The organism is Nonomuraea sp. NPDC004186, assembly GCF_053603495.1.
Genome location: NZ_JBSGFQ010000010.1, coordinates 114,113 through 138,473, shown reverse-complemented (window position 1 = coordinate 138,473; position 24,361 = coordinate 114,113). Strand labels below are relative to the sequence as shown.

Here is a 24,361-nt window from a genome sequence, read left to right as displayed (position 1 = left end):
AAGTAACTCTTGCGCACTGAGCTCAGGGATATCGAGAGTTGCCAGTATGAATGATGTCTTTCCGGTCAACGGCATGGACGCCGTCGTGTTCGCCGTGGGCAATGCCAAGCAGGCCGCCCACTACTACTCGACCGCGTTCGGCATGAGGTTGGTGGCCTACCGCGGGCCCGAGAACGGCAGCCGGGACGAGGTCGCGTACGTGCTGGTCTCGGGCGGTGCCACGTTCGAGTTCCGGGCCGCGGTCCGCCCGGGCACGGACCTGGCCAGGCACGTGGCCGAGCACGGCGACGGGGTGATCGACCTGGCGATCCAGGTGCCCGACGTGGAGGCGGCGTACGCGTACGCGGTCGCCCACGGGGCCGAGGGGCTGGCGGAGCCGTACACGATGGAGGACGAGCACGGCAAGGTGCAGGTCGCGGCCATCGCCACCTACGGTGAGACGCGCCACACGCTGGTCGACAGGTCCAACTACGGCGGCCCCCACCTGCCCGGTTACGTGGCCGCCGAGCCGCTGGTGGCGCCGCCGGCGACGAAGGGCGGGCGGCTCTTCCAGGCGATCGACCACTGCGTCGGCAACGTCGAGCTGGGCAAGATGGACGAGTGGGTGGAGTTCTACCGGAAGGTGATGGGCTTCACGAACATGGCGGAGTTCGTCGGTGACGACATCGCCACCGAGTACTCGGCGCTCATGTCCAAGGTCGTCGCCGACGGCACGCGCAAGGTCAAGTTCCCGCTGAACGAGCCGGCCGTCAGCCGCAGGAAGTCGCAGATCGACGAGTTCCTGGAGTTCTACGGCGGCCCCGGGGTGCAGCACATCGCCCTGGCCACCAACGACATCCTGACCACGGTCGACCACATGCGGGCGGCCGGCGTCCAGTTCCTGGACACGCCCGACTCGTACTACGACGACCCCGAGCTGCGCGAGCGCATCGGCAAGGTGCGGGCGCCGATCGAGGAGCTGAAGCGGCGGAAGATCCTCGTGGACCGCGACGAGGACGGCTACCTGCTGCAGATCTTCACCAAGCCGGTGCAGGACAGGCCCACGGTCTTCTTCGAGTTGATCGAACGGCACGGCTCGCTGGGATTCGGTAAGGGCAACTTCAAGGCGCTGTTCGAAGCGATCGAGCGGGAACAGGAACGAAGGGGCAACCTTTAGTTTGTCCCGACTTAGTGGTGGTCATCAGGACATCATGGGATCACCACCGGGGCTGGCGGGACGCTGGCGACGGTTGTTCGCCGGCGTCCTCGACTGGCTCATAGTCAACGTCATCTCCGCCCCCTTCACCTGGTCGAGCTGGGAGTACGCCTGGGACCGGAGCAGAGGGGCCTGGGACCGCTACCCGGTGGAGCACACCTTCCTGGCCGGACTCGTGGCCTTCCTGTACTTCTGGCTCCTGCACGCCTTCTGGAACGGCCAGACCCTCGGCAAAAGGCTGTTCGGCATGCGGGTCGTGCAGGAGAACGGCGCGCGGATCACCGTGGCGCAGGCCGCGGTGAGACAGATCGTCGAGACCGCGCTCGCCTGGGTCTGCTGCGTAGGCTCGCTCATAGACCTCGGCTGGATCCTCTTCGACGCTCGCAAACAGGCGGTCCATGACAAGGCCGCCAGGACGGTCGTGGTGAATGCCTGACTCAGCGTAAGATTTTGGTCACGATCCGAAGGGGCGTGTTGCCAATGCGTTTCGACAGACGCGGGGTGGCACTGCTGGCCACGCTGAGTGTGCTGGCCTGTGCGCCCACCGACGGCCGAGCGGCGAGCGCGGACGACCCGCCCGCCGTCACCGACTACCGACCGGGCGCCGCCGGCATCGGCGACCCCGACTTCCCCGAGGACGGCAACGACGGCTACGACGTGTCCCACTACGACCTGGCCGTCGACTACACCCCGAAGACCAAACAGCTCGAAGGGCGGACCACCATCCAGGCCGCCGCCACTCAAAACCTGTCGAGCTTCAACCTCGACCTGGCCGGCTACGACGTGCGCCAGGTCACCGTCGACAACGCGGCGGCGAGGTTCAGGCGGAAGGGCGACGAGCTCACCGTGACCCCCTCCCGCCCGCTCGGCAACCGGTCCCGCTTCACCGTCAAGGTCGTCTACGCGGGGCGTCCCAAGGCCGCCGAGGACAGCGACAACCTGGGCACGTACGGGTTCATCCCGACCCCGGACGGCGCGTTCGTGGCCTCCGAGCCCAACGGCTCCAAGACCTGGTTCCCCAACAACGACCACCCGGCCGACAAGGCCACGTTCGACTTCGCGATCACCGTGCCCGCCGGGCTGACCGCCGTGTCCAACGGGGAGCTCCAGGGCCGGCCCACGACCGCCGGCGGCAAGACCACCTACCGGTGGCGCGAGCTCCACCCGATGGCGACCTACCTGGCGACCGCCACGCTCGGCAAGTTCGACCTGCGCCAGGGCCGCACCCCCGGCGGCATCCCGGAGTTCGCCGCCGTCGATCCCAAGTTCAAGAGCTCGCTCGACAAGCTCTACCAGCTCTCCGGCGAGATCACCGACCACTGGTCGACGGTCTTCGGCCCCTACCCGTTCTCCTCGACCGGCGGCGTCATCGACGACTACATGGCCGGCTACGCGCTGGAAAACCAGACCAAGCCGCTCTACGGGGGCTTCGAGCCCGACGCGACCATCATCGCGCACGAGCTGGCCCACCAGTGGTTCGGCGACAGCCTCACCCTCAAGCGCTGGAAGGACCTCTGGCTCAACGAGGGCTTCGCCACGTACGCGGAGTGGCTGTGGCAGGAGCACAAGGGCACGAAGACCGCGGAGGCCATCTTCAAGGACCTCCACGCCCGCCCGGCCGACGACCCGATGTGGGCCTACCCGCCGGGGCGGGCCAAGCCCTCCGACCTGTTCAACGCGTCGGTCTACACGCGCGGCGCCATGACGCTGCAGGCCCTGCGCGACGCGATCGGCGACGACACCTTCTTCAGGCTGCTCAAGACGTGGACCGCCGACCACCGCTACGGTCACGTCACGACGGAGGAGTTCATCGCCCTCTCCGAGCAGTTGTCGGGCAAAAACCTCCGCCCACTCTTCGACGCCTGGCTCTTCCAGCCCCGCCGCCCCAGCTGACCTGCGGGGAAACGCTTCTCGTCGCTCGGTCCAAGTACTGATGTAAGGCGAACGACGAAGGGAGCGAGGCCAGTGCGCCTCAACGAAGACCCTGCGGCCTTTGAGGCCTTCTATCGCCGCCACGTCGATGCCGTCATGCGTTTCGTGGTCCGGCGGGTGAGCGACCCTCACCTCGCCGCCGACCTGACGGCGGACATCTTCCTGGCGGTGCTTGACTCGGCGCACACCTACGTGCCCGGCCGGGGCACCGAGATCGCCTGGCTGTACGGCGTCGCGCGCAACGTCGTGTCGGCCCGGCATCGGCAGGCCGCCCGGGAGGCGCGGGCGACCGGCCGCGTCGCCGGCCGGCGGCTGATGGACGACGACGACCTCGTCCGGATGGAGGAGCGGATCGACGCCGAGCGCCGGATGCGCGGCTCCCTGGAGGCCATGCGCGGCCTGCCGGAGGGCGAGCGCGCGGTGCTGGAGCTCGTCGCGATCGACCAGCTCACCGTCGCCGAGGTCGCCGAGGTCCTGGGGATCCGGCAGGTGACCGTACGAGTCAGGTTGCACCGGGCAAGACGGGCTCTTGAACGCGTCGCTTCGCCGTCGGCACCTGTGTACGTGGAGGGACAGGCATGAGCAATTTCGAGGAGCGCCTTCTCAGTGCACTCAAGGAAGAGATCACGACGAGAACGGCGGAGGACGACGTGACGACGACTGTGACACCGGCCAGGCGCGGCGGCTCCCGGCGGCGCTACGTGGGGCTGGCCGCCGCGCTGGCGGGGGTCGCGGCGGCCGCCACCGCGACGGCGGTGGTGCTGTCCGGGCTCGGCGGCAGCCCGGCGTACGCGGTGACCACGGGGGCCAACGGGGTGATCACCGTGCAGATCAACAAGTTCAACGACCCGGAGGGGCTGCAGGCGGACCTGGCCGACGCCGGGGTCAAGGCGATCGTCGACTACCTGCCCGAGGGGCAGACCTGCAAGATGCCGCGTGGCGCGAACGGGAACGGTCCGGGCGAGTTCGCGGTGAGCTTCGGCCGGTCGAGCGGCGTGACCTCGTTCATGATCGAGAAGGGGGAGGTGCCGGAGGGTTCGACGCTGGTGATGGCCGTCTCGAAGAGCAAGGCCGGCGACGACCAGCCGCCGTTCGGGATGTCGCTCACCATAGTGAAGGGGCCGGTCTCGCCCTGCGAGCCGACCGCGATGCCCGATCCCGACGCCCAGGACGGCGGGGGTGGCTTGCACACCAACACCGGAGACGAGGGCCAGGGTCCCAGCACCGACTCGGCGACCGAGTAACCCACCCGCGCCAGGGCCGGCCCGGCCCTGGCGCGACCCTGGCCAGGCCCGGAGCCTCCCCGAGGCCGCCCCGGGCGGCTTGAGGCCCGGCGGCCCTCCCGAGCAGACGGGGCCGCCGGGCCTTCAGGCGCGTGTCACGGGCCTGGGCTGGAGAAAACCAGGACGGACGCCGTGAACCCGTGCACATGGTTGTGGCCCGCCACCGGCCCGACCTCGCCGGCGGCGAAGAAGCCGGCCATGCCGATGGGCCCCAGCGTGTCACGCAGGGCGACCGGGTCGTGGTCGGCCGTGCCGAACATGGCCGAGCCCCGTCCGTTGCACGAGAACAGCAGCGCCCCGTCCACCTTGCCGAGCTGCTCCCGATGGGCGTCCAGCAGGTCGTACAGATCCTCGTCGGCGGTGGCCGCGTCGCGTACCTGGAAGCGCACGGTCCTGCCGATCTCCACGATGTCGCCGATGGCCACGGCCTCGCGTTCGGGATCGATGCCGATGACTCCTCTGATGAGGAAGTCGCCGCGTTCGTGGCGCTCGGCGTACTCGTCCATGGCCACGCCGATCTGCAGGCCGGAGGCGACCAGCTCGCGGTCGTCCTCGTCCAGCTCGCTGACGATGTCCTCCAGCCGGGCCAGCGCGGGCTGCCCGGCCAGCTCCAGCAGCAGGTTGTCCTCCGACGCGGTGACGACCATGCTGGGGCCGATCGGGCGGCAGCCCTGGCTGACGACGGTGCTGATCCTGACCGGGCCGCTGATCAGCACGCCGATCGCGCCCTCGGTGTAGACCTCGCCGTCGGCGAACAGCCGTACGGAGCCCCGTCCCTGCAACCCGTTGGCCAGCCCGCCGATCAACGGCAGGTCGCCGAGCACGTCGACGGAGCGCTCGACGAAGGCGTCGGTCGGAAACGTGTACGGGTCGGCCAGCAGGATCGCCACATGATCATCGGCGCCCCGCTCGGGCAGCCCGACCACCACGAACCTGTCCTCGGCCGCCAGCGTCTCCAGCTGGAAGGTCGTCAGCCGGGCGCCGTCCAAGGTCGCCGCCCACGCGCTCACCGCGGGCAGCAGTTCGACCCCTTGTCCGTCGCCGATCACCCCCGTGGCACTGCATCCGACCACGTGCGCGTCGGGCGCGAGCCTCATAGCGGCCTCACCGGCCCGCGCGACGTCCTCGGGATCATCGCCGCAGATGAAGAAACAGACCAGGTCGGCCCGGCCACTGAGCCTCGACAGGGCCTGGCCCACGGCGGTCTCCGCGGCCCCCACCAGGTCGGAACCCACGGCGAGGCCGTCGGCGAAGCGGCTAGTCATAACGGCCACGAGTCTCGCCTCCCTCGACATGTCAAAGTTCCCTAGGCCCGATTCTCCCCACTAAAAGGACAAGCACGCGCACGAAACGTCACGCAATGGTCGAGATCCGAAATCTGCGCCAGATGCGAAACTCTCTGCCGCATTGCTCGCGGGGGACGTAGTCTCGTTCCCGTGCATCAGCCACGTATTCTCCGCGAGTTGCGAGAGAGCGGCCACGTTCATCGCACCGTCAAAGCCGAAGTCCGGGAGAACCTGCTGGCCAAGCTGCGGGCAGGCGAGCCACGATTCCCCGGCATCGTGGGCTTCGACGACTCCGTCCTGCCACACCTGGAGCGGGCCCTGCTCGCCGGGCACGACCTGGTCCTCCTCGGTGAGCGCGGCCAGGGCAAGACCCGGCTCATCCGCACCATCACCGGTCTGCTGGACGAATGGACCCCAGTCGTCGAAGGTTGCGAGATCAACGACCATCCGTACGCGCCGGCCTGCACGCGCTGTCAGGCCCTCGCGCGGGAGCTGGGGGACGAGCTGCCGGTCGCGTGGAAGCACCGCGACGAGCGCTACGGCGAGAAACTCGCCACGCCCGACACCTCCGTGGGCGACCTGATCGGCGACGTCGACCCGATCAAGATCGCCGAGGGTCGCACCCTGGGTGACCCCGAGACCGTCCACTACGGCCTCGTCCCCCGTACCAACCGCGGTGTCTTCTCCGTCAACGAGCTGCCCGACCTGGCCGAGCGCATCCAGGTGTCGCTGCTCAACGTGCTGGAGGAGCGCGACATCCAGGTACGCGGCTACAACCTGCGGCTCCCGCTCGACATCCTGCTCATCGCCAGCGCCAACCCCGAGGACTACACCAACAGGGGCCGGATCATCACCCCGCTGAAGGACCGCTTCGGCGCCGAGATCCGCACCCACTACCCGCTGACCGTCGAGGACGAGCTGACGCTCATCCGCCAGGAGTCCGTGCCGGACATCGGGGCCGACGTCCCCGAACACCTGATCGAGGTCATCGCCAGGTTCACCCGGCTCGTACGCGAGTCCACGGCGGTGGACGCCCGTTCCGGCGTGTCGGCGCGCTTCTCGATCGCCGCCGCCGAGACCGCCGCGGCCTCGGCCGTGCGCAGGGCGGCGCTGCAGGGCGAGGAGCAGGCCGTCACGCGCGTGGTCGACCTGGCCTCGGTGGTCCACAGCCTGCGGGGCAAGGTGGAGTTCGAGGTGAGCGAGGAGGGCAGGGAGACCGAGATCCTCGCCCACCTGCTGCGCCGGGCCACGGCGGAGACGTTCAGGACCCGGCTGGGCGGCATGGACCTGTCGGCGATCATCGACAAGTTCTCCGAGGGCACCCAGGTGGAGTCGGGCGAGCTGGTCCCCGCCGGCGAGCTGCTCCACCGGATGGGCCCGGTCACGGGCCTGGCGAAGGTCATGTCCAAGCTCGGCATGGGCGCGGGCGAGGAGTCGCCGGGGCACGCGGCAGCAGCCCTGGAGTTCGCGCTGGAGGGTCTTTACCTCATGCGGCGCCTGTCCAAGGAAGACCTTGACGGAGTGAGCGTCTACCGCACATGAACATATCGGCGGTCTTCCGCGTCATAGTGGATAGCTGATCACGCCGACCGGGAGGCCGCCCATGCGCCTGCTTGCCTGTGCCACCGCTCTTGCCATGGGTTTCGTCGCCGTGCCCGCCTCCGCCGAGGCCACGGCGGCCAAGGTCGTGTACGGGTACGCCTGGGCCGACGGGAAGGGGCACCTGCGGATCGTCCCCAAGTCAGCCACTTTCGTGCGGAAGGGCGAGTTCCGGAGCTACCGGCTCAAGCCGGTGGCCGGGGCACAGGAGGTGCGGCTCGACTACACCGGCGCCTCCTTCGGCCGGGTCACGGTGGCGTGCGACCTGAAGGAGACCGAGGGCCAGGTGGCCCTCGACGCCAAGGGGCTGGGCCGGACGGCCTGCGAACCCGGGGATCTGACCGACGGGCTGGCCCGCGGGCCCGTTCCGCTCCGCGTCGAATACCGGGGCACGGACGCCGTCAAGATCAACGAGTTCCTGGTCACCGAGTGGCCGGGCCCGCGTACCGCCCGCGGCACGCTCAAGCGCGTCAACGACACGACGGTCCTGTTCACGACCGGCGGAAAGACCGTCAAGCTCGGGTACACGCACGCCACGAGCTTCTACCGGGCCACCGCGCGCTGCCGGGACGGATGGCTGGCGGGCAAGCCGGTCAACGCCGACAAGCAGGGGCTCGGCAAGAAGTCGTGCACCTCGGCGGACCTGACCAAGGCGCTCAAGACGGTCGAGCACCCCGTACTGGTGAAGATCGACTACACCCCCGAGGCCGGCGGCGTCAACGAGGTGTGGGAGGTCTTCGGGGACGCGTAAACGGGCGGATCGGGTTAGCGTGGGTGCGTGATGGCCTTTCGCTATGGTGAGTACCACGACGGCCCCGATCCCCTCGCCCCGCCCTACGACGTGCGGGCGGCCCTCGACGAGATGGGCGACGCGATCCTGTCCGGTTCGACGCCGGTCCACGCACTGCGCGACCTGCTCAAGCGCGGCCTGCCCGGCGCGCAGGACCGCCGCGGGCTGGACGACATGCTCAGGGAGGTGCGCCGGCGCCGGCGCGACCTGCGCGAGCGCGGACGGCTCGACGGCACGCTGGAGAAGGCGCGGGCGCTGCTCGACAAGGCCATCGGGCAGGAGCGGGCCGAGCTGTTCCCCGACCCGTCCGACGACGCGCGGCTGCGGGAGGCCGGGCTCGACGGGCTGCCCGAGGACACGGCCAGCGCGATCCAGGAGCTGAGCACGTACGAGTGGCGCTCGTCGGCGGCGCGCCAGACGTTCGAGGAGCTGCGCGACCTGCTGCGGCGCGAGGTCCTGGACAGCCAGTTCAGGGGCCTGCGGGACGCGCTCGCCAACCCCGACCCCGAGGCGATGGAACGCGTCCGCCAGATGATGGCGGACCTGAACGAGATGCTGGACAAGGACTCCCGCGGCCAGCACACCCAGGCCGATTTTGACGACTTTATGGGGAAATATGGCGATTTGTTCCCCGAAAAGCCGCGCAACCTCGAGGAGCTCGTCGACATCCTGGCCCGCCGCGCCGCCGCCACGCAGCGCATGCTGGCCTCGATGACCCCGCGCCAGCGCGAGGAGCTCGCCGGCCTGATCAACCAGACCCTCGACCAGGCCGGGCTCTCCGACGAGATGCGCCGCCTCGGCGAGGCCCTCTACGCCCGCCGCCCCGACCTGGCGTGGAACGCCCCCGAACGCCTCACCGGCGAGGAGCCCCTGGGCATGGGCGACGCGGTCACGGCCCTGGAGGAGCTGGCCGACCTCACCCAGCTGGAGACCGCCCTGCGGCAGGACTACCCGGGCGCCAGGCTGGACGACATCGACGAGTCCGCCGTACGCCGTGCGCTCGGCCGCTCGGCCGTGGACGACCTGGAGGCGCTCAAGCGCATCGAACGCGAGCTGGAGGAGCAGGGCTACCTCCTGCGCCGCCGGGGCAAGCTGGAGCTCACCCCCAAGGCGGTCCGCCGCCTGGGCGAGACGGCGCTGCGCCGCGTGTTCTCCTCCCTCGACGCGGGCCGCCGCGGCGACCATGACCAGCACGACGCGGGCTCGGCCGGGGAGCTGACGGGTTCGACCCGGCCGTGGCGCTTCGGTGACGAACAGCCCATCGACGTGGTCCGCACGCTGGTGAACGGCGTGCGCAGCGGCGGCGTCGCCACCCCGGGCACCGGCCGTTCCGGTGGGCGCGTCGGGGTCCGCCTCTCGGTGGACGACTTCGAGGTGGCCGAGACCGAGCGCCGCACCGCCGCGGCCGTCTGCCTCCTGGTGGACCTGTCGTACTCGATGGCCCTGCGGGGCACCTGGGCCGCCGCCAAGCAGACGGCGCTGGCGCTCCAGGCGCTGGTGGCGTCCAAGTTCCCGCAGGACGCGGTCCAGATCATCGGTTTCTCCAACTACGCCAGGGTGCTGCAGCCCGACGAGCTGGCGGGCCTCGACTGGGACATGGTCCAGGGCACCAACCTGCACCACGCCCTCCTGATCGCCGGCCGCCACCTCGACCGCCACCCCGACTTCGAGCCGGTGGTGCTGGTGGTCACGGACGGCGAGCCCACGGCCCACCTCATGCGCAACGGCAGATCGGCGTTCGAGTGGCCGCCGTCGCACGAGACGCTGGAGCTCACGCTGGCCGAGGTCGACAAGATGACCCGGCGGCGGGCGACGATCAACGTCTTCATGCTGGCCGCCGACGACCGGCTGAAGGAGTTCGTGGACGAGGTGGCCCGCAGGAACGGCGGCCGCGTCTTCTCGCCGAGCGCCGAGCGCCTGGGCGAGTACGTGGTCAGCGACTTCCTCCGCCTGCGCCGCGCCCGCTGAGTTTGTCGGTGCCGTATGCCAGACTCGCTCGCCATGAGCGAGCGAAGCGAACGACCAACCACAGGCGATGACGTGGGGTTGAGAGACGTCGTGGAGGCCGATCTGGAGGTCTTCCTGGCGCAGGAGCACGACCCGGAGGCGGCCCGGAGGTCCAGGTTCCCGCCCCGCCCCCGGGAGCGCTTCATCCACCACTGGGCCACCCGGATCCTGGCCGACCCCACCGTCTTCGTGCAGGCGGTCCTCGTCGACGGCGAGCTGGCCGGAAACATCGTGGCCTGGTGGGAGGAGGAGCGGCGCTTCATCGGCTACTGGTTCGGCCGCGAGTTCTGGGGCCGCGGCGTCGGCACCCGGGCCCTGACGCTCTTCCTCCAGCAGGAGAAGGCCCGTCCCCTCTACGCCGACCCGTACGAAGGCAACACCGGCTCGGTCCGGCTCCTGGAGAAGGTCGGCTTCCAGCGGTCCGGCACGGTGCGGCACGGCGAGGACCAGCACATCATGCTGACCCTCCACGCCCCGGCCCCGCTCTCTCCCACGACCTGAGGGGCGCCGGCGTGCCCGCGCCGACCGCCTCGTCACGTCGTGCAGTACGCGTGAAGCACACCTCGCCTGTAGAAGAGGGCGTCATCGTTGCGCCAGCTGGCAGAGGCACCAGGACTTCCCGGAGTGTCCGAGAGTCCCACATTCACCAGCTCGGGCTCGTGGATCTCTATGGCGTTCCTGAGCTTGGGATGGCTCTTCGGGCACAGGATGGAGGTTCCCATTGTTCCGAGCGGGTTCACATCCACCCGGTGCTTGATCATCGGCACAGGCGGCTGCGCCGGTTTCTCGTTCGAGCAGGCCAGGGTGACCGTGAGCGAGACATCGATCGGGTGGTGGGCCGCATCCTCGAATGACTGCGTATTGGAGAAGTAGACCTTCACCGACCGGTTGGCGTCGTCGATCTCGAATTTGGTGAGGCTCGTGTGCTGCGCGTCCGCCTCTGAGCTGATCGTCGTCTCGCCGGCGACACCGACGATGTACGGCAGCGTGGACGGGCACTTCACCGGCACGTACCCACTGGTCTGCGCGCCGAGGCTCTTACCGCTCTGGAACTCCTCGTAGGCCGCGCCGGCCCAGGCCGGACCGGTGACGCTCACCAATCCCGCCGTGGCCAGCGTGACCGCCGCGACGATCTGCGCGGATCTAGCGATTCGCATGTTTCTCCTTGCCGTGGTCGAGTCTCTGCGCCGAGTTGCCGGCGCGACGCGTTCCGTTCGAAACGGCACGTCGTCCGTCGTGGTCGCATGACGAACCTAGGAATTCGCTCTTGGAGAGCGCTTGACCCCGGCCTTGGCGAAGGCTTGGTGGCAGCTTGGCCACGCGCCACGGCCATGGCCCTCGCCGGCTGATCTCCAGCGGGGCGATCCCCCGCTGCTGATTGACGCCCGCGGTGCCGCCACCGTCGCAAGCCGTCCAAGGCCGGCGATGCGCCGACCGCCCGGGGTACGCCCGCCGGGCGCGCTACGAATGATCCGCCCGCAGGCGGACTTTCGGCACCGGCTGGGCGCGGCGGGCGGCCTCGGCCCGGAGCCGGCGCTGCAGCTGCTTGCCGCGGCCGAGAAAGGAACGGGCCCGCAGGCGGCGGTCCTCGGGCAGGCTCCAGTCGGGCAGCGCGCGGTCGATCGCGACGGTGAGCCGGCCGTCGCCGTGGACGGCGGCCGTGCCGAGCAGCACGACGTTCTCCTGCCAGCGCATGCCGGGATCGTGCCGGTGGAAGGTCAGGCAGACCGGCCCGGGCACGGCGGCCACGCCGGCGGGCAGAGCCAGCTCGTACCCGGTCGTGGTGCGGGTGAAGGCGCGCGCGGGCACGGTCACGGGCCGGCCGTCCACCACCGTGGACACGATCGGCCGGCCCAGGTCGCGGGCCCGGCGGGCGTACGGGCGCCAGCCGGCGGGCGGCGCGGAGCGGCCGGGCAGGCGGGAACCCGATGGGGCCGGGTCCGAGGCGGGGGCCGTGGTGCCGGGCGGGCAGGTCCAGGTCAGCGGGTCGCGGGTCAGGTCGCCGCCCGGCCACCAGGTGATCCGCTCAGGGGTCACCTCGATGTAGATCCGCGCGAAGTACCAGGTCAGGCGCTTGACCAGGAACCACGGCAGCCCAGCGAAGGCGTCCGGGATCTTGGCCTGGGACTCGCGGACGTACCGGTCGGTGTTGGCCTGCAGGTCGGCGTCGCGGACGGTGGCGCGGCCCTGCACCAGCACCACCGGATCGCCCTCGAACAGCAGCGCGACACGCGGATCGCGGCGCGCCCGCTCGGCTTTGCCGGGATAGGTCAGGCCGGTGCTGACGTCGATGGTGCCGCGGGACCCGGTGTACGGGGTGACGGGCCAGGTGATGGGCCGCTCGTCGCGGGTGAGCGAGGTGTAGGCGCACACCACGGAGCTCCGGAACGTCGTGGTGGGGAGCGTGAGGGTCATGCCCGCGCACGCTAATGACGGTGTCTTGGGCCGTTCTTGGAGTCGGTTCTCAAGAGCCGCACAAGACCGGGAGGCCACGATGACGGCACCCTGACAAACCAGAAGGAGCACGACAATGCGCACCGCCGCACACCCGAACGTGCCGCAGATCACGCTGCCCGGTCAGGCCGCCGCCGCGCCGGGGCCGCTCGACATGACCAACATGTACCTGGCGCACTACGGCTTCCGCCGCGACCTCGGCCACCTGATCACCGCGATCGGCCGGGTCCGCCTCGGCGACCGCCGGCGCATCACCGCCCTCCGCGAGCACCACGCGTGGGTGCTGTTCGTGCTGCACCACCACCACACCGCCGAGGACGAGACGGTCTGGCCGCGGCTGCGGGAGCGGGCGCCGCAGGCGGTCGGCACGATCGACGCGCTGGAGGCCGAGCATGAGGCCTGCGACCACTGGATCCGCGAGAGCACCGACGCCTTCCAGGCGTTCGACGCCGGCCCGTCCGAGGAGCGGCGCGAGCGGCTCATGACCGCCCTGCGCGCGCTGGCCGACACGCTCGGCGCGCACCTGGCGCACGAGGAGACCGACGGGATCCCGCTGATGATGGCCCACATCACCCCGGAGGAGGACGCGGAGGGGCACAAGGCGATCATGAAGCAGTACGGTTTCCGCAAGCTGATCACGCTGGTCGGCTGGATCACCTCCGAGCTGCCGCCCGATGTCGAGGCCCATCTGCGCAGGACCTCGCCCCGGCCGATGGTGCTGCTCAACACCCTGGCCGGCGGCCGCTACCGGCGGCGCGCGGCCTACCTGTGGGGATGAGCCAGCTCGCGCTCCACGCTCTCGGCGTGCTCGGCGTGCCGCCGCGCCGCCCCGGAGTCGCCCAGCGCCTCGGCCAGTTGTGCCAGCGACCGGCTGACCGGCCACATCAGCATGCTCAGCCCGGCGATCCCCATGCGGTCGGCGTACGGGGACGCCTCCTCGTACAGGTCGGCGCAGGCCTGCCGGTCGCCCAGCCCCGCCCAGGTCTCGCAGCGGACGACCAGCCAGAACAGGTAGACGAACGTGCGTGGGATCGGCGGTTGCCGCTCCCACGGCCCGAGCACCTGGCGCGCCTCCTCCAGCCGGCCGCTGACCATCAGGTAGTGGGCCAGCCCGTCCCGGTTGAACTGGTCGAGCTGCTCGTGCGAGATGTCCTGCGGCGGCGGGACCGCGTCCGCCGCCCCGCGGCGCAGGCGCATGAACGCGACCTGGTACGTGGCGCCGGCCGTGGTGGTCTCCTCACCCCACATCGAGGTGGCGCGCTGCTCGGCGGCGGTGGCCGCGAGCAGCGACTCGGCCGCCTCCAGGTCGCCACGGTTGACGAGGAGGCCCAGCCGCAGCCAGGCCAGGATGATCCGCAGATACGGCATGTGCGTACGGCCGATCAGCCGCTCCGCCTCGGCCAGCACGTCCAGGGCCTCCGGCACCCGGCACAGCTCCAGCAGCGTGCCGCCCTGGCAGGTGAGCCCGATCGTACGCAGCTCGTCGTCGCCCGCCTCCAGCCCGGCGCGGGCCATCTCCTCCCCCGCCTCCAGCCGCTGACGCACCGAATCCGGGTCGAGCAGCGCGTAGTAGCGGGCGAACAGCACCCGGCCCAGCAGCGTCGCGTCGTTCTCCTGGCGGGCCAGCCGCGCCGCCTCGGCGCTCAACCGGTCCCGCTCCACGGGGTCGCACCCCGGCTGGTAGTACGCCTGGAGCGCCAGGCAGGCCAGCACCCGGGCCCGGGCCGACGGTTCCAGCCCTTCGTCGGCGGCCAGCTCCGTCAGGTCCGCCAGCAGATCGGCGTCGTAGTCGCCGTAGACCTTCCAGGGTTGCAGGATGCGGCCGCCGTACCCGGTCGTGGCCTCGATCCAGCGCCGCCGGTCGCCCTCCTGCTTGGCCAGGCGGCGCAGCCGCGTCAGCTCGGCCTCCTGCCCCATCGAGTCGCCCGCCCCGAACCTGGCCTCGGCCAGCGCGAACAGCAGGTCCATCCGCTCGGCCGGGCCCAGCTCGGGGTCGTCCTCGGCCACCTGGCCGGCCCGCTCCAGCAGCTCGACGGCCACGTCGTACGCGCGCAGCCGTTTGGCCTCCTCCGCCGCCCGCCACGCCGCCCGCCAGGCACGCGCGGTGTGGCCCGCGGGAATCGCCTGGAACCAGTGGTGGGCGGCGGCGGCCAGCCGGTCGGAGGCGGAGCCGCCGGTACGCGTCTCGATCGCGGCGGCCACGGCGGCGTGCAGCCGGGCCCGCCGCAGCACCGGCACCACCTCGGTGAGCGCCTCCTGCACCAGCGCGTGCACGAACCGGAACCGCCCGGGCCGCCCCTCCGCGACCAGGGCGGCGGCCATGGCGGGCTCCAGCCGGTCCAGCGCCGCGTCCAGGTCGAGCCCCGCGGCCTCGGCCACGATCGTCACGTCGAACTCCCGCCCGGCCACCGCCGCCACCCGCAACAACTCGGCGGACGGCTCGGGCAGCCGGTTCACCCGGCCGAGCACGACGTCCCGCACGCCCAGCGGCAGCGTGCCGCGGCCCGCCGATCCGGCTTCGAGGTAACGCATCAGCTCCGTGACGAAGAACGGGTTGCCGTTCGTACGGTCCCTGATCGCCCACACGTCCGTGCCCGCCGGGGTCAGCTCGGCCAGGTCGGACGGCGAAAGGCCGGACAGCGGCAGCCGCACCGCCTGCCGCCGCGCCAGCGCCTCGAACGCCTCGGCCAGCGCGCCCTCCGGCGGCGGCCAGTCGCGTGCAGTGCCCACCACGACCAGCCTGCCGTCCAGCACGTACTCGGCCAGGTAGCCCAGCAGCCGCAGCGAGGACCGGTCCGCCCAGTGCAGGTCGTCCAGCACCACCAGCACCGGCCGCCGGCCCGCGGTCAGCGCCTGTGCCGCCGCCCCGTAGGTGCGGAACCTCGCGCCCTCGGGATCGGTCCCGGTCGCTGAGCCGACTCCGGGCAGGTTCGCGCGTACGTCGGCGGGCAGTGGCGGCAGCGTGTCGGCCAGCCGCTCCAGCACCGTCACCCACGGCCAGAACGCCGGCGCGCCCTCCGTCGCCGCGCACCGCCCCACCGCGACCGTGAAACCCCTGGCACGGGCCCGGCTCACCAGCTCTTCGGCCAGCCGCGTCTTGCCGATCCCCGGCTCCCCGGTGATCAGCGAGAACCCCGTCCGGCCCGCCGCCGCCGCTTCCAGCAGCCCGTCCAGCGCGGCAAGCTCCTCCTGCCGGCCTGTGATCCCTCTCTCGGCCACCCGCGGCTCGGGCGGCTGCGGCGGCCGGTGGGGGAACAGGGCCGGGGCTTGGTCGAGGATGTCGCGTTCCAGCGCGCGCAACTCCTCGCCCGGGTCGATGCCGAGCTCCTCGGCCAGGATCCGGCGGGCCGTGCGCAGCGTCTCCAGGGCCTCGCCCTGGCGGCCGCTCCGGTAGAGCGCCAGCGCCCGTAACGCCCACAGCCGTTCGCGCAGCGGGTGCTCGTAGGTCAGGGCCTCCAGCTCGCCCAGCAACTCGCCGTGGCGGTCCTGCTGGATGACCGCGCTCACCCGCAGCTCGCGGGCCCGCTCCCGGGCCTCGGTGAGCCGCGCCCTGACGGCGGTCACATACGCCTGGTCGTCCAGCTCCTGGTACGGCTCGCCGCGCCACAGCGCCAGCGCCTCGCCCGCCAGCCGCTCCGCCTCGGCGGGCTCGGTCGCCTGCTCGGCCTGCCCGACCAGGCGCAGGAACCGCGTCGAGTCCACCTGCTCCGGATCGATCGCCAGCGTGTAACCCACCGGCCCGAACGTCAGCAACCGGCTCTGCGCCCTGGCCCGGCGTCCGGGCTCCAGCAGGCGGCGCAGGTTGGACACGTACGAGTGCAGCGACGCCATCGCCTCGGCCGGCGGCTCCTCGCCCCACAACCGGTCGATCAACGCACTCGGGGCCACCGGCCGGCCCTCCGCCAGCACCAGCCCGCACACCAGCGCCCGCATCTTCAGCGAGCCGATCTGACACGACCGCCCGTCGTCGCCGACGACCTCCAGCGGGCCCAGCACACGGAAGTCCACAGCCCTACCACCCTCATGAAGTCGCCTGATCTTACGACAAGGGGGAGGCTGGTGTGGTAGACCACGGCGCTGCCTCGGCCCCGGCGGGCGGCTCCGCCGTGGGTCCCGCGAGGCGGCTCCGCCGTGGCGCGCCCAGGCCCGGGAACGGCACGTGTCCTTGGCTCCCGATCCGGCACAGCGGCGATGCAGGTGCCGATCGACCACGACGGCGGTAACGACCGCGCTGAGGCTGGGGCCGACCAGGTTGACCGGCTGCATGCCGATCGTTTGCGAGGTGGTGCTGGTCAGTGAATGATGATCGGCAGCTCAGGCGAAGGAGTACTGGTGGACTTCACGATCAGATATGAACCCGCTCCCGACGAAGTGGCGCGGGCGCTACGCCGAGGTCTCAAACGGCAGCTCACCGCGGTCTATCGGTTCCTTCCCTCGGTCCTGGTCGTGGCAGGACTCGCTTGCATCTGGGCCGATGCCGTCTTCGTGGGTGTGGGCATGCTCGTCGCAGCGGTCGTGGCTCCCTTCGCGGCGACCCTGGCGATCCGCCGGCTCGCCGCGCGGCAGCTCGCCTACATGTGCGTGCCTACGACGATTCGGGTGACCAGCGAAGGGTACGAGTGCCGAACCGAGCAGTACAGCACCACGATGCAGTGGTCTATGTTCGGACAAGTCGTGACAACTCCAGAGTTCTGGCTGTTCTTCGTGAACAGGCAGCTCGCGGCATTCCTCCCCAAACGTGCCTTCAACAGCGAGCAACAGGCCGAACTCATTGACTTCCTGGCCGCACGGCAGAATGCGGGAGCCTCCTGAGCCGGCTATCGCCCGACGGTGCACGGATGGACGAGCTGGTCCGCAATCCGACCTCGCCGTTGTCCAGACGGCCGGCGACGTGAAGGAGCCCGTAGCCGCATCCGCGCGAAGGCCCGTGCAGTTGGAGATCAGGCGTCGATGAGGCGGGTGTAGAAGTCGAGGGCCACGTCGAAGCCGTCGTGGCAGTTGCGGTGGGATCGGTAGCAGGGCCGCCAGGCCGAGCTGGCGCCGACTCCCGCCCTGGCGTCGCTGAGGGCCGAGGGGACGCGTTCCGGTTTGGGGAGGAGGCCGTGGCCCAGGTAGCGGATGCCGGTCAGCTCGGTGTGGGCCCCACGGCCGCCCGAGACGAACGTGCCCAGCCGCCAGCCGCTCTCCTCGTCCCAGACCAGGACGGCCCCGTCCGCGAGCTTCAGCGTCGCGTCACGCGGATCGCAGGGGCCCTCCCACCAGTCCGCCACCTCAGGTCCCAGTACGCCGATGACCTGCCGCACATAGCTCGTCGGCTGCTGCAGCCACTCGTCGGAGTACGGCTTGACGTGCCTGATGGCCACGGACGGCACCCCCTTGTGCCCTAACAGTAAGAAAAAATGACAGTGACCAACCATACCCGCGCCGAACTTATTCCGTTGCACAGCCGTCTAGTCATTACGGACGATATTTACGGCAGATACGGGGAAGGAGGGGTGCCCATGATAGCCACGGTTCTGCTCATCGTCCTGATGGTCGTCGCCGTCGCGGCCACAGAAATGATCATGTGGTGCTCCGAAAAGAGCAAAGAGAGTGTCGAGTCCACTGCCGAGATCACCGGGGACTAGTCTCTCGGGCATGTCGTCCCTGCTTCTCTGGCTGCACATCGCCTTCGCGATCTTCACCATCGGCCCGGTCACCGCCGCGACGATGACCGCGCCGCGCGTCATCCGCAACAAGAACGTGCCCGCGCTGCAGATCATCCAGCGCATGACGAGGATCTACAGCCTCGGCACCCTGGGCGTGTTCGCGTTCGGGGTGGCGCTCGGCGCGGTGCTCGGCGGCGGACTGCTCGGCAAGTGGTACATGACGGCCTCGATGACGCTGTTCATCGTGGCCGCCGTGCTGCTCGTCATCATCGACCGCGACCTGCGCACCGCCCTGCGGGCGCTCTCCAGCGAGAGCCCCGAGGACGACGCGAAGGTGCAGATCGGGAGGATCGCCGCGATCAGCGGGCTCGTGTCCGTGATCTGGCTGGTGATCCTGTTCCTGATGGTGGTGCCTGGCTAGAAGGCCGGGCAGCCGCTCAGGCGAGCGCCTGGGTGAGGTCGGCGAGCAGGTCGTCGATGGTCTCGATGCCGACCGACAGCCGCACCAGGTCGGCGGGCACCTCCAGCGCCGATCCGGCCACCGAGGCGTGCGTCATCCTGCCCGGGTGCTCGATCAGCGACTCCACCCCGCCCAGGGACTCCCCGAGCGTGAAGAGCTTCGCCCGGTTGCACACCTCCACGGCCTCCGCCTCGCCCCCGGCGACGCGGAACGACACCATGCCCCCGAACCGCCGCATCTGCTTGGCCGCCACCTCGTGCCCCGTGTGCTCGGACAGCCCCGGGTAGAGGACCTGGGTCACCCGCGGGTGCGCGAGCAGCAGGTCGACGACGCGTTCGGCGTTGTCGCAGTGGCGGTCCATGCGTACGCCCAGGGTCTTGAGTCCGCGCAGCGTCAGCCACGCGTCGAACGGCCCGGCCACCGCGCCCATCGCGTTCTGGTGGTAGGCCAGCTCCTCCCCGAGGCCGCGGTCGACGGTCACCAGTGCCCCGCCGACCACGTCGGAGTGGCCGCCCACGTACTTGGTGGTCGAGTGCACGACGACGTCCGCGCCCAGCTGGAGCGGCTGCTGCAGGTACGGTGACGCGAACGTGTTGTCCACCACCAGCAGCGACCCGTTGTCATGGGCCAGCTGGGCCAGCCCGGCGATGTCGGCGATGCCGAGCAGCGGGTTGGTGGGCGTCTCGACCCATACGATCTTGGTCTTCTGCGTCATCGCCGCGGCGACGGCGTCCAGGTCGTGCAGCGGGACCGGGTCGTAGTGCAGGTCCCAGCGCTGGTGAACCTTGGCGAACAGCCGGTACGTCCCGCCGTACGCGTCGTTCGGGATGACGACGTGATCCTGCGGCTTGCACACCGTGCGCAGCAGGGTGTCCTCGGCGGCCAGCCCCGACGCGAACGCGAGCCCGCGTACGCCGCTCTCCACCGCCGCCAGCGCCTCTTCGAGCGCGGTCCTGGTGGGGTTGGCCGAACGGCTGTACTCATATCCGGAACGCAGACCGCCCACGCCGTCCTGCTTGTAGGTGGAGGTCGCGTAAATCGGGGGCACCACCGCACCCGTCGTGGGGTCGGGCTCCTGACCTGCGTGGATGGCCAGCGTCTCAAAACCGTTGCTCATACCCGCCACGTTAATGGAAGTCGGCCCGCGATCCGTCCCCTCCGGATCGCGGGCCGCTCACGGGCACCGTCCCCCAACGGCCCCCGCGATGGCTCGCGCACCATGCCCGCGCGAGCCGGGTCCTCAGGCCGCCCTGGACTCGTGGCCCTCTGAGCGAGGCCGGAGCCGTACGACATCCGCCTCGATGAACCGGCCGCTGCCGCCTTCCGCGGGCTCCCCGTTGATGCGGGAGAGCAGCACCGGGTCGGCCAGCGCGAGCAGCACCCCCACCAGCAGCCCGAGACCCAGCAGCACGAATCCGATGGCAACCATTTCCTGTCCCCTTCCGACATCTCCCAGCATCGGCGACACCCCATGGCTCCCGCCTCCGCTGAAGGACTGGTCTCCGGCCACCCGTCTCGGCCGAACGGCTGATACGAGATGTCCGACTTCCGGCCTAGGCTCGAGGCCGTGGTGGAGAGCAAGCGCATCGTGTACTGGATCCGGCGGCTGAGCGAGATCGCGATGCTCGGCTGGCTGGGCATGATGCTGCTGCTCGACCTCGTGCTGGCCGGCCTCACCGGAGGCGTCCAGTGGCTCGTGCCCTTCTGCGGCGCGGCCGGCATCGCGGCCGTGGTGCTGCGGCGCCGCTACCGGATCGAGGGGTTCAGCATCATGCTGGCCCTGTCGTTCAGCACGTCGATCGTCATCGGCAGCACCGAACTGTTGGGCGCGCCCGGCATGGCGGAGACGGGATCGCTGCTCATCCTGATCATCGGCGTGCTGCGGCACGTGGAGCCGGTGCGGCGGGCGGCGGTGCTCGCGTGCGTGGGCCTGATCGTGCTGCTGGCCGAGGCTGTCGGGCGCGATTACCACAATTCGGGGCTGGCGTTCTCGTTCCTGCTGTTCGCGGGGTGGTCGACGGCGGCCGGGGTCGGTGGTTACCTCCGCTTCCAGCAGGAGCGCCGCACGGAGGCCGTCTATTCGGTACGCCGGGCCGAACGCCTCGAACTCGCCAGGGAGCTGCACGACCTGGTCGCCCACTACATCACGGGCATCGTGGTCCAGGCCCAGGCCGCGCGTACGGTCGCCGAGACCAAGCCGGAGGCGGTGGCGCCCGCGCTCGACGCGATCGCCACGGCCGGGTCGGAGGCGCTGACCTCGATGCGGCGCATGGTCACGGTGCTGCGCACCGAGGACGACGCGGCCCGCAAACCCGGCGTCACGCTGGCCGACCTGCGGATGCTGACCGAGCGGTTCTCCGCCGAAGGGCCGAAGGTGGCGTTCGAGATCGGGCAGGGGCTGGACGATCGCACGCTGCCGCCCGAGGTCATGACGACCCTGCACCGGGTGCTCCAGGAGTCGCTGACCAACATCCGCAAGCACGCCTCCCGTACCGCCTGGGTCGAGGCGGGTCTGCGGCGCTTCGAGAGGGTGGTGGTGCTGCGGGTGCGGAACTTCGGGTCGGGGTCAGATCCGAAGGTGTCGCGCCTCGGCGGCGGGTTCGGGCTGGTCGGGATGGCCGAGCGGGTGGAGGCGCTGGGCGGCAGGCTCTACGCGGGCCCATCCGCCGAGGGCGCCTGGGAGGTGGTCGCCGAGTTCCCCCTCCCGTAGGGCCCGCTCGAACGCCTCGCCGCCCAGGACGGCCCGCAGCCGCCCGCCGATCCGCTCCACGTCCAGCCGCTCGCCCGCCGGCAGGGGCGCCCCCGCCGCCGCCCGCATGGCCGTGGCCGCCCCGATCAGCCTGGCCGCCTCCACGGGCCTGCCCCCTTGGTCGAGCGACAGGTCGAGCGACAGGGCTCCCGCCAGGCCCTCGAGCGCCAGCGCGACCGCCCGGGGATCGCCGCTCGCCCGCGCGGCCTCGTACCCCTCGCGGTGCCTGGCCAGCGCGAGCGCGGCGGCTCCGCGCTGCTCGGCCGCGAAGCCCAGCTCCGCCATGACGAACGCGATCCCGGGCGTCCCCCGCACCTGCCGCAGCCAGTCGAGCAGGGACAGCAGGTACGACTCCGCCTCCTCGTACCTGCCCTGCCGCCGGGCGCTCAGGGCCAGGCCGAGCACGGCGTTCTCCTCGGCGGACTTGTACGACTGCTCGACCGCCAGCCGCCTGGCGCGCTCGTGGTGGTCGTCGGCCCGCCCGTAGTCGCCGGACAACATCGCGATCCGGCCCAGCGCGGCCACCCTGAACGACACCTCGAACCCCAGCTCCTCCGCCAGCCGCAGCGCCTCCTCCCGCAGCCGGGCGGCCCTGGCGTAGTCGCCGCGGATCTCCGCCGCCCGGTCGAGCACGTCCATGGCCTCGATCTGCCCCCACTCGTCCCCGAGCTCCCTGAAGAGCGCCAGGCCCCGCTCGCCGTCGCGTTCCATCGCCGCCAGGTCGGCCCGGCCGACGGCGAGCTTCCCGCGCAGGCAGAGCGCCGCCGCCACACCCCACCGGTCGCCCAGCTCCCGGTAGGCCGCCAGCGCTCGCTCCGCCGCCACCTCGTGCGCCCGCCGGTCGCCGTAGGCCCACCGGACGTGGCTCAGGAACCAATCGGCCAGCGCCGCGCCCGCCGGGTCGAGCTCGGCCCGCCGGACCGGCGAGGCGGGCTCGCCGATCAGCAGCTCGATCCCGGCCAGCCAGACCGACGCCCGCGCCGCCTCCGCCCCGGAGGCGGCGTGCGTCCCCAGGGCCGCCGACAGGGAGCGGCGGGCCTCGCGCAGGCGCCCGCGCAGGAACCAGTACCAGGCCAGGGCGTTGGCCAGGCGCAGCGGCTCCGGTCCCGCGAGGGCGAGCCGGAGGTTGGCGCTCTCGGCGTCGAGCCGGGCGAGCCATTCCCGCTGCCCGGGCCCCTTGAGGTCCGCCCGTTCGGCCAGGGCCGTGTAGTGGCGGGCGTGGCGCTCCCTGATCGCGTCGTACTCGCCCGCCTCGCGCAGCCGCTCCACGCAGTACGCCGTCACGGACTCCAGCAGTCGGTAGCGCGGCCCGGCCACGCGCACCACCAGCGACCGGTCGACCAGCCTGGCCACGGTGTCGAGCACGTCCACGCCGGGCTCGGCGCACACCTCCTCGGCCGCGTCCAGCGTGCACCCGTCGGCGTGCACGGCCAGCCGCCGCAGCACGACGCGCTCGGGTTCGCTCAGCAGCTCCCAGCTCCAGTCGATCATCGCCCGGAGCGTGCGCTGCCGCGCCGGCGCGTCCCGCATGCCCGCGCTGAGCAGCCTGAACCGGTCGTCCAGCCGGTCGGCCAGCTCCCGTACCCCGAGGGCGCGCACGCGGGTGGCGGCCAGTTCGAGCGCCAGCGGGATGCCGTCGAGGCGCCGGCAGATGGTGGCCACGGTCTCGCTCGGCGGGACGTTCGCCCGGGCCGTGAAGAGCCGTACGGCCTCGGGTTCGGGCAGGGGCGGCACCACGCGTACGGACTCGCCCGTCACACCCAGCGGCTCCTGGCTCGTGGCCAGCACGCGCAGCCCCGGGGCGGTGCGCAGGAGGGCGGCGGCCAGCTCGGCCGCCTGCTCCACCAGGTGCTCGCAGTTGTCGAGGACGAGCAGCATGCGCTTGCCCGCCAGCGCTCCTGCCAGCCTGGGCGCGAGCGGGGCGGCGTCGTCGTCCCGCACGCCGAGGACGGCCGCGACCGCCTCGGCGGGCTCGGCCGCCCCCGCCAGCTCGGCCAGCCACACCCCGTCGGGGAAGTCCGGCCCCGCGTCGGCGGCGGCGGCCAGGGCGAGCCTGGTCTTGCCGACGCCGCCCGGCCCGGTGAGGGTCACCAGGCGGGAGGCGGCCAGCAGCGCACGGACATCGGCCAGTTCCCCCTCCCGGCCGACCAGGTCGGTGAGCGGCGCGGGCAGGTTGGTGGCGGGCGCCACCGAGGAGGCCGGCGTCAGGCCGGGGTCCTGGCGCAGGATGGCCTGGTGGAGGTCGGCCAGCGCGGGTGACGGGTCGAGCCCCAGGTCCTCCCCCAGCCGCCTGCGCAGGCCCTCGTACGCGGCCAGGGCCTCGCTCTGCCGCCCGCCCCGGTAGAGCGCCGTCATGTGGGCGGCGACCAGCCGTTCGCGCAGCGGGTGGCGGGCCACCAGGTCGCCCAGGTCCACGGGCCGGCCCAGCTCCAGGCGTACCTCCGCCTGCTCCTCCAGGGCCGCGAGGCGCGTCTCCTCCAGGCGCGCGGCCTCCGGGAGCGCGAAGGCGGCGTCGGCGAAGTCGGCATACGCGGGCCCGCGCCACAGCGCCAGCGCCTGCTCCAGCTCGGCCGCGCGCGTGCGCGGATCAGGGGACCGGCGCTCCACGAGGGAGCGGAATCGCCCGGCGTCGCAATCGTGGGCGGCCAGCCGGTATCCGGCGGGCCCGTGCACGACCAGGCCGGGGTCGCCGAGGGCCCGGCGCAGCTGGGAGACGCGGGCCTGGAGGGTGCCGACCGGGTTGCGGCCGGTCGCGGCGCCCCAGAGGTCGTCGATCAGCCGGTCCGCCGAGACCGGCCCGCCCCCGTGCGCCAGCAGGTCGGCCAGGAGCGCGCGTACTTTGGGCTCGGCCACCGGGACGGGCCTGCCGTCCTCGGCCCGGACCTCCAGCGGTCCCAGCACCCCGAATCGCACCACGTCAGTACTCAACCCGTGGCGGGGCCGAAGGATTTCCGTAGC

Annotated in this window: 21 protein-coding genes and 1 pseudogene; 14 read left to right on the top strand and 8 right to left on the bottom strand. The window is 71.5% G+C overall.

Annotated features, from left to right (window positions below; all coding sequences use genetic code 11):
- Positions 1-46 precede the first annotated feature (46 nt).
- From hppD to ACWEPL_RS11255, 5 genes are all read left to right on the top strand, one after another.
- Positions 47-1,156, top strand: coding sequence for a 4-hydroxyphenylpyruvate dioxygenase (hppD, locus tag ACWEPL_RS11275; protein WP_355197359.1), 1,110 nt, complete (start codon positions 47-49; stop codon positions 1,154-1,156).
- Positions 1,157-1,190: 34 nt separating this feature from the next.
- On the top strand, positions 1,191-1,631 hold the full coding sequence (locus ACWEPL_RS11270) for an RDD family protein (protein ID WP_363970755.1): 441 nt from the start codon (positions 1,191-1,193) through the stop codon (positions 1,629-1,631).
- 44 nt (positions 1,632-1,675) lie between these two features.
- Positions 1,676-3,088, top strand: a complete 1,413-nt coding sequence (locus ACWEPL_RS11265) for a M1 family metallopeptidase (RefSeq protein WP_452435961.1) — start codon at positions 1,676-1,678, stop codon at positions 3,086-3,088.
- 72 nt (positions 3,089-3,160) lie between these two features.
- Positions 3,161-3,709, top strand: a complete 549-nt coding sequence (locus ACWEPL_RS11260) for an RNA polymerase sigma factor (protein WP_363970751.1) — start codon at positions 3,161-3,163, stop codon at positions 3,707-3,709.
- Positions 3,706-4,371: a hypothetical protein gene (locus ACWEPL_RS11255; protein ID WP_452435960.1), complete on the top strand. Its 666-nt coding sequence runs from the start codon at positions 3,706-3,708 to the stop codon at positions 4,369-4,371. The genes ACWEPL_RS11260 and ACWEPL_RS11255 overlap by 4 nt, the downstream gene beginning before the upstream one ends.
- 134 nt (positions 4,372-4,505) lie before the next feature.
- Here the strand turns inward: ACWEPL_RS11255 and ACWEPL_RS11250 are convergent, their stop codons facing one another.
- Positions 4,506-5,675 (bottom strand): FIST signal transduction protein, encoded by a 1,170-nt coding sequence (locus ACWEPL_RS11250; protein WP_192793806.1) that lies wholly within the window; start codon positions 5,673-5,675, stop codon positions 4,506-4,508.
- Between the two features lie 171 nt (positions 5,676-5,846).
- Between ACWEPL_RS11250 and ACWEPL_RS11245 the strand changes: the two genes are divergently transcribed.
- The 4 genes from ACWEPL_RS11245 to ACWEPL_RS11230 all read left to right on the top strand — a co-directional run bounded on the left by ACWEPL_RS11245 (position 5,847) and on the right by ACWEPL_RS11230 (position 10,593).
- The gene (locus tag ACWEPL_RS11245) at positions 5,847-7,238 is read left to right on the top strand and encodes a sigma 54-interacting transcriptional regulator (RefSeq protein ID WP_363970747.1); all 1,392 of its coding nucleotides are present in this window, start codon (positions 5,847-5,849) and stop codon (positions 7,236-7,238) included.
- Positions 7,239-7,332: 94 nt separating this feature from the next.
- The gene (locus ACWEPL_RS11240) at positions 7,333-8,046 is read left to right on the top strand and encodes a hypothetical protein (RefSeq protein WP_452435959.1); all 714 of its coding nucleotides are present in this window, start codon (positions 7,333-7,335) and stop codon (positions 8,044-8,046) included.
- 30 nt (positions 8,047-8,076) lie between these two features.
- Positions 8,077-10,053, top strand: coding sequence for a vWA domain-containing protein (locus ACWEPL_RS11235; RefSeq protein WP_452435984.1), 1,977 nt, complete (start codon positions 8,077-8,079; stop codon positions 10,051-10,053).
- 72 nt (positions 10,054-10,125) lie between these two features.
- Positions 10,126-10,593, top strand: coding sequence for a GNAT family N-acetyltransferase (locus ACWEPL_RS11230; RefSeq protein WP_452435958.1), 468 nt, complete (start codon positions 10,126-10,128; stop codon positions 10,591-10,593).
- Between the two features lie 32 nt (positions 10,594-10,625).
- Here the strand turns inward: ACWEPL_RS11230 and ACWEPL_RS11225 are convergent, their stop codons facing one another.
- Both ACWEPL_RS11225 and ACWEPL_RS11220 read right to left on the bottom strand, forming a co-directional pair.
- A complete protein-coding gene (locus ACWEPL_RS11225) occupies positions 10,626-11,249 on the bottom strand; it encodes a hypothetical protein (RefSeq protein ID WP_452435957.1) in 624 nt (207 codons plus the stop codon).
- A 304-nt stretch (positions 11,250-11,553) separates the two neighbouring features.
- Positions 11,554-12,507: a hypothetical protein gene (locus ACWEPL_RS11220; protein ID WP_452435956.1), complete on the bottom strand. Its 954-nt coding sequence runs from the start codon at positions 12,505-12,507 to the stop codon at positions 11,554-11,556.
- A gap of 115 nt (positions 12,508-12,622) precedes the next feature.
- Here ACWEPL_RS11220 and ACWEPL_RS11215 point away from each other — a divergent pair, with 115 nt between their 5' ends.
- Positions 12,623-13,324, top strand: a complete 702-nt coding sequence (locus ACWEPL_RS11215) for a hemerythrin domain-containing protein (protein ID WP_452435955.1) — start codon at positions 12,623-12,625, stop codon at positions 13,322-13,324.
- On the opposite strand, the gene ACWEPL_RS11210 is transcribed toward ACWEPL_RS11215, so the two are convergent.
- Positions 13,309-16,554, bottom strand: a complete 3,246-nt coding sequence (locus ACWEPL_RS11210; RefSeq protein WP_452435954.1) for a BTAD domain-containing putative transcriptional regulator — start codon at positions 16,552-16,554, stop codon at positions 13,309-13,311. The genes ACWEPL_RS11215 and ACWEPL_RS11210 overlap by 16 nt on opposite strands.
- A 324-nt stretch (positions 16,555-16,878) precedes the next feature.
- Between ACWEPL_RS11210 and ACWEPL_RS11205 the strand changes: the two genes are divergently transcribed.
- Positions 16,879-17,358 carry a YcxB family protein gene (locus ACWEPL_RS11205; RefSeq protein ID WP_363970731.1) on the top strand — a complete coding sequence of 160 codons (480 nt, stop codon included), beginning with the start codon at positions 16,879-16,881 and terminating at the stop codon, positions 17,356-17,358.
- 128 nt (positions 17,359-17,486) lie between these two features.
- Here the strand turns inward: ACWEPL_RS11205 and ACWEPL_RS11200 are convergent, their stop codons facing one another.
- On the bottom strand, positions 17,487-17,909 hold the full coding sequence (locus tag ACWEPL_RS11200) for a DUF6292 family protein (protein ID WP_363970729.1): 423 nt from the start codon (positions 17,907-17,909) through the stop codon (positions 17,487-17,489).
- 36 nt (positions 17,910-17,945) lie between these two features.
- Here ACWEPL_RS11200 and ACWEPL_RS11195 point away from each other — a divergent pair, with 36 nt between their 5' ends.
- The gene (locus ACWEPL_RS11195; RefSeq protein WP_452435953.1) at positions 17,946-18,173 is read left to right on the top strand and encodes a hypothetical protein; all 228 of its coding nucleotides are present in this window, start codon (positions 17,946-17,948) and stop codon (positions 18,171-18,173) included.
- A gap of 10 nt (positions 18,174-18,183) precedes the next feature.
- Positions 18,184-18,615, top strand: coding sequence for a hypothetical protein (locus tag ACWEPL_RS11190; protein WP_350725749.1), 432 nt, complete (start codon positions 18,184-18,186; stop codon positions 18,613-18,615).
- A gap of 16 nt (positions 18,616-18,631) precedes the next feature.
- Here the strand turns inward: ACWEPL_RS11190 and ACWEPL_RS11185 are convergent, their stop codons facing one another.
- Positions 18,632-19,771 carry a cystathionine gamma-synthase gene (locus ACWEPL_RS11185; RefSeq protein ID WP_363970724.1) on the bottom strand — a complete coding sequence of 380 codons (1,140 nt, stop codon included), beginning with the start codon at positions 19,769-19,771 and terminating at the stop codon, positions 18,632-18,634.
- A gap of 123 nt (positions 19,772-19,894) precedes the next feature.
- Positions 19,895-20,083, bottom strand: a complete 189-nt coding sequence (locus tag ACWEPL_RS11180; RefSeq protein ID WP_350725753.1) for a hypothetical protein — start codon at positions 20,081-20,083, stop codon at positions 19,895-19,897.
- Between the two features lie 108 nt (positions 20,084-20,191).
- Here ACWEPL_RS11180 and ACWEPL_RS11175 point away from each other — a divergent pair.
- A pseudogene (locus ACWEPL_RS11175) lies at positions 20,192-21,298 on the top strand (sensor histidine kinase); the annotation flags it as partial.
- Here ACWEPL_RS11175 and ACWEPL_RS11170 read toward each other — a convergent pair.
- The gene (locus ACWEPL_RS11170; RefSeq protein WP_452435952.1) at positions 21,221-24,319 is read right to left on the bottom strand and encodes a BTAD domain-containing putative transcriptional regulator; all 3,099 of its coding nucleotides are present in this window, start codon (positions 24,317-24,319) and stop codon (positions 21,221-21,223) included. The pseudogene ACWEPL_RS11175 and the gene ACWEPL_RS11170 overlap by 78 nt on opposite strands.
- Positions 24,320-24,361: the final 42 nt, after the last annotated feature.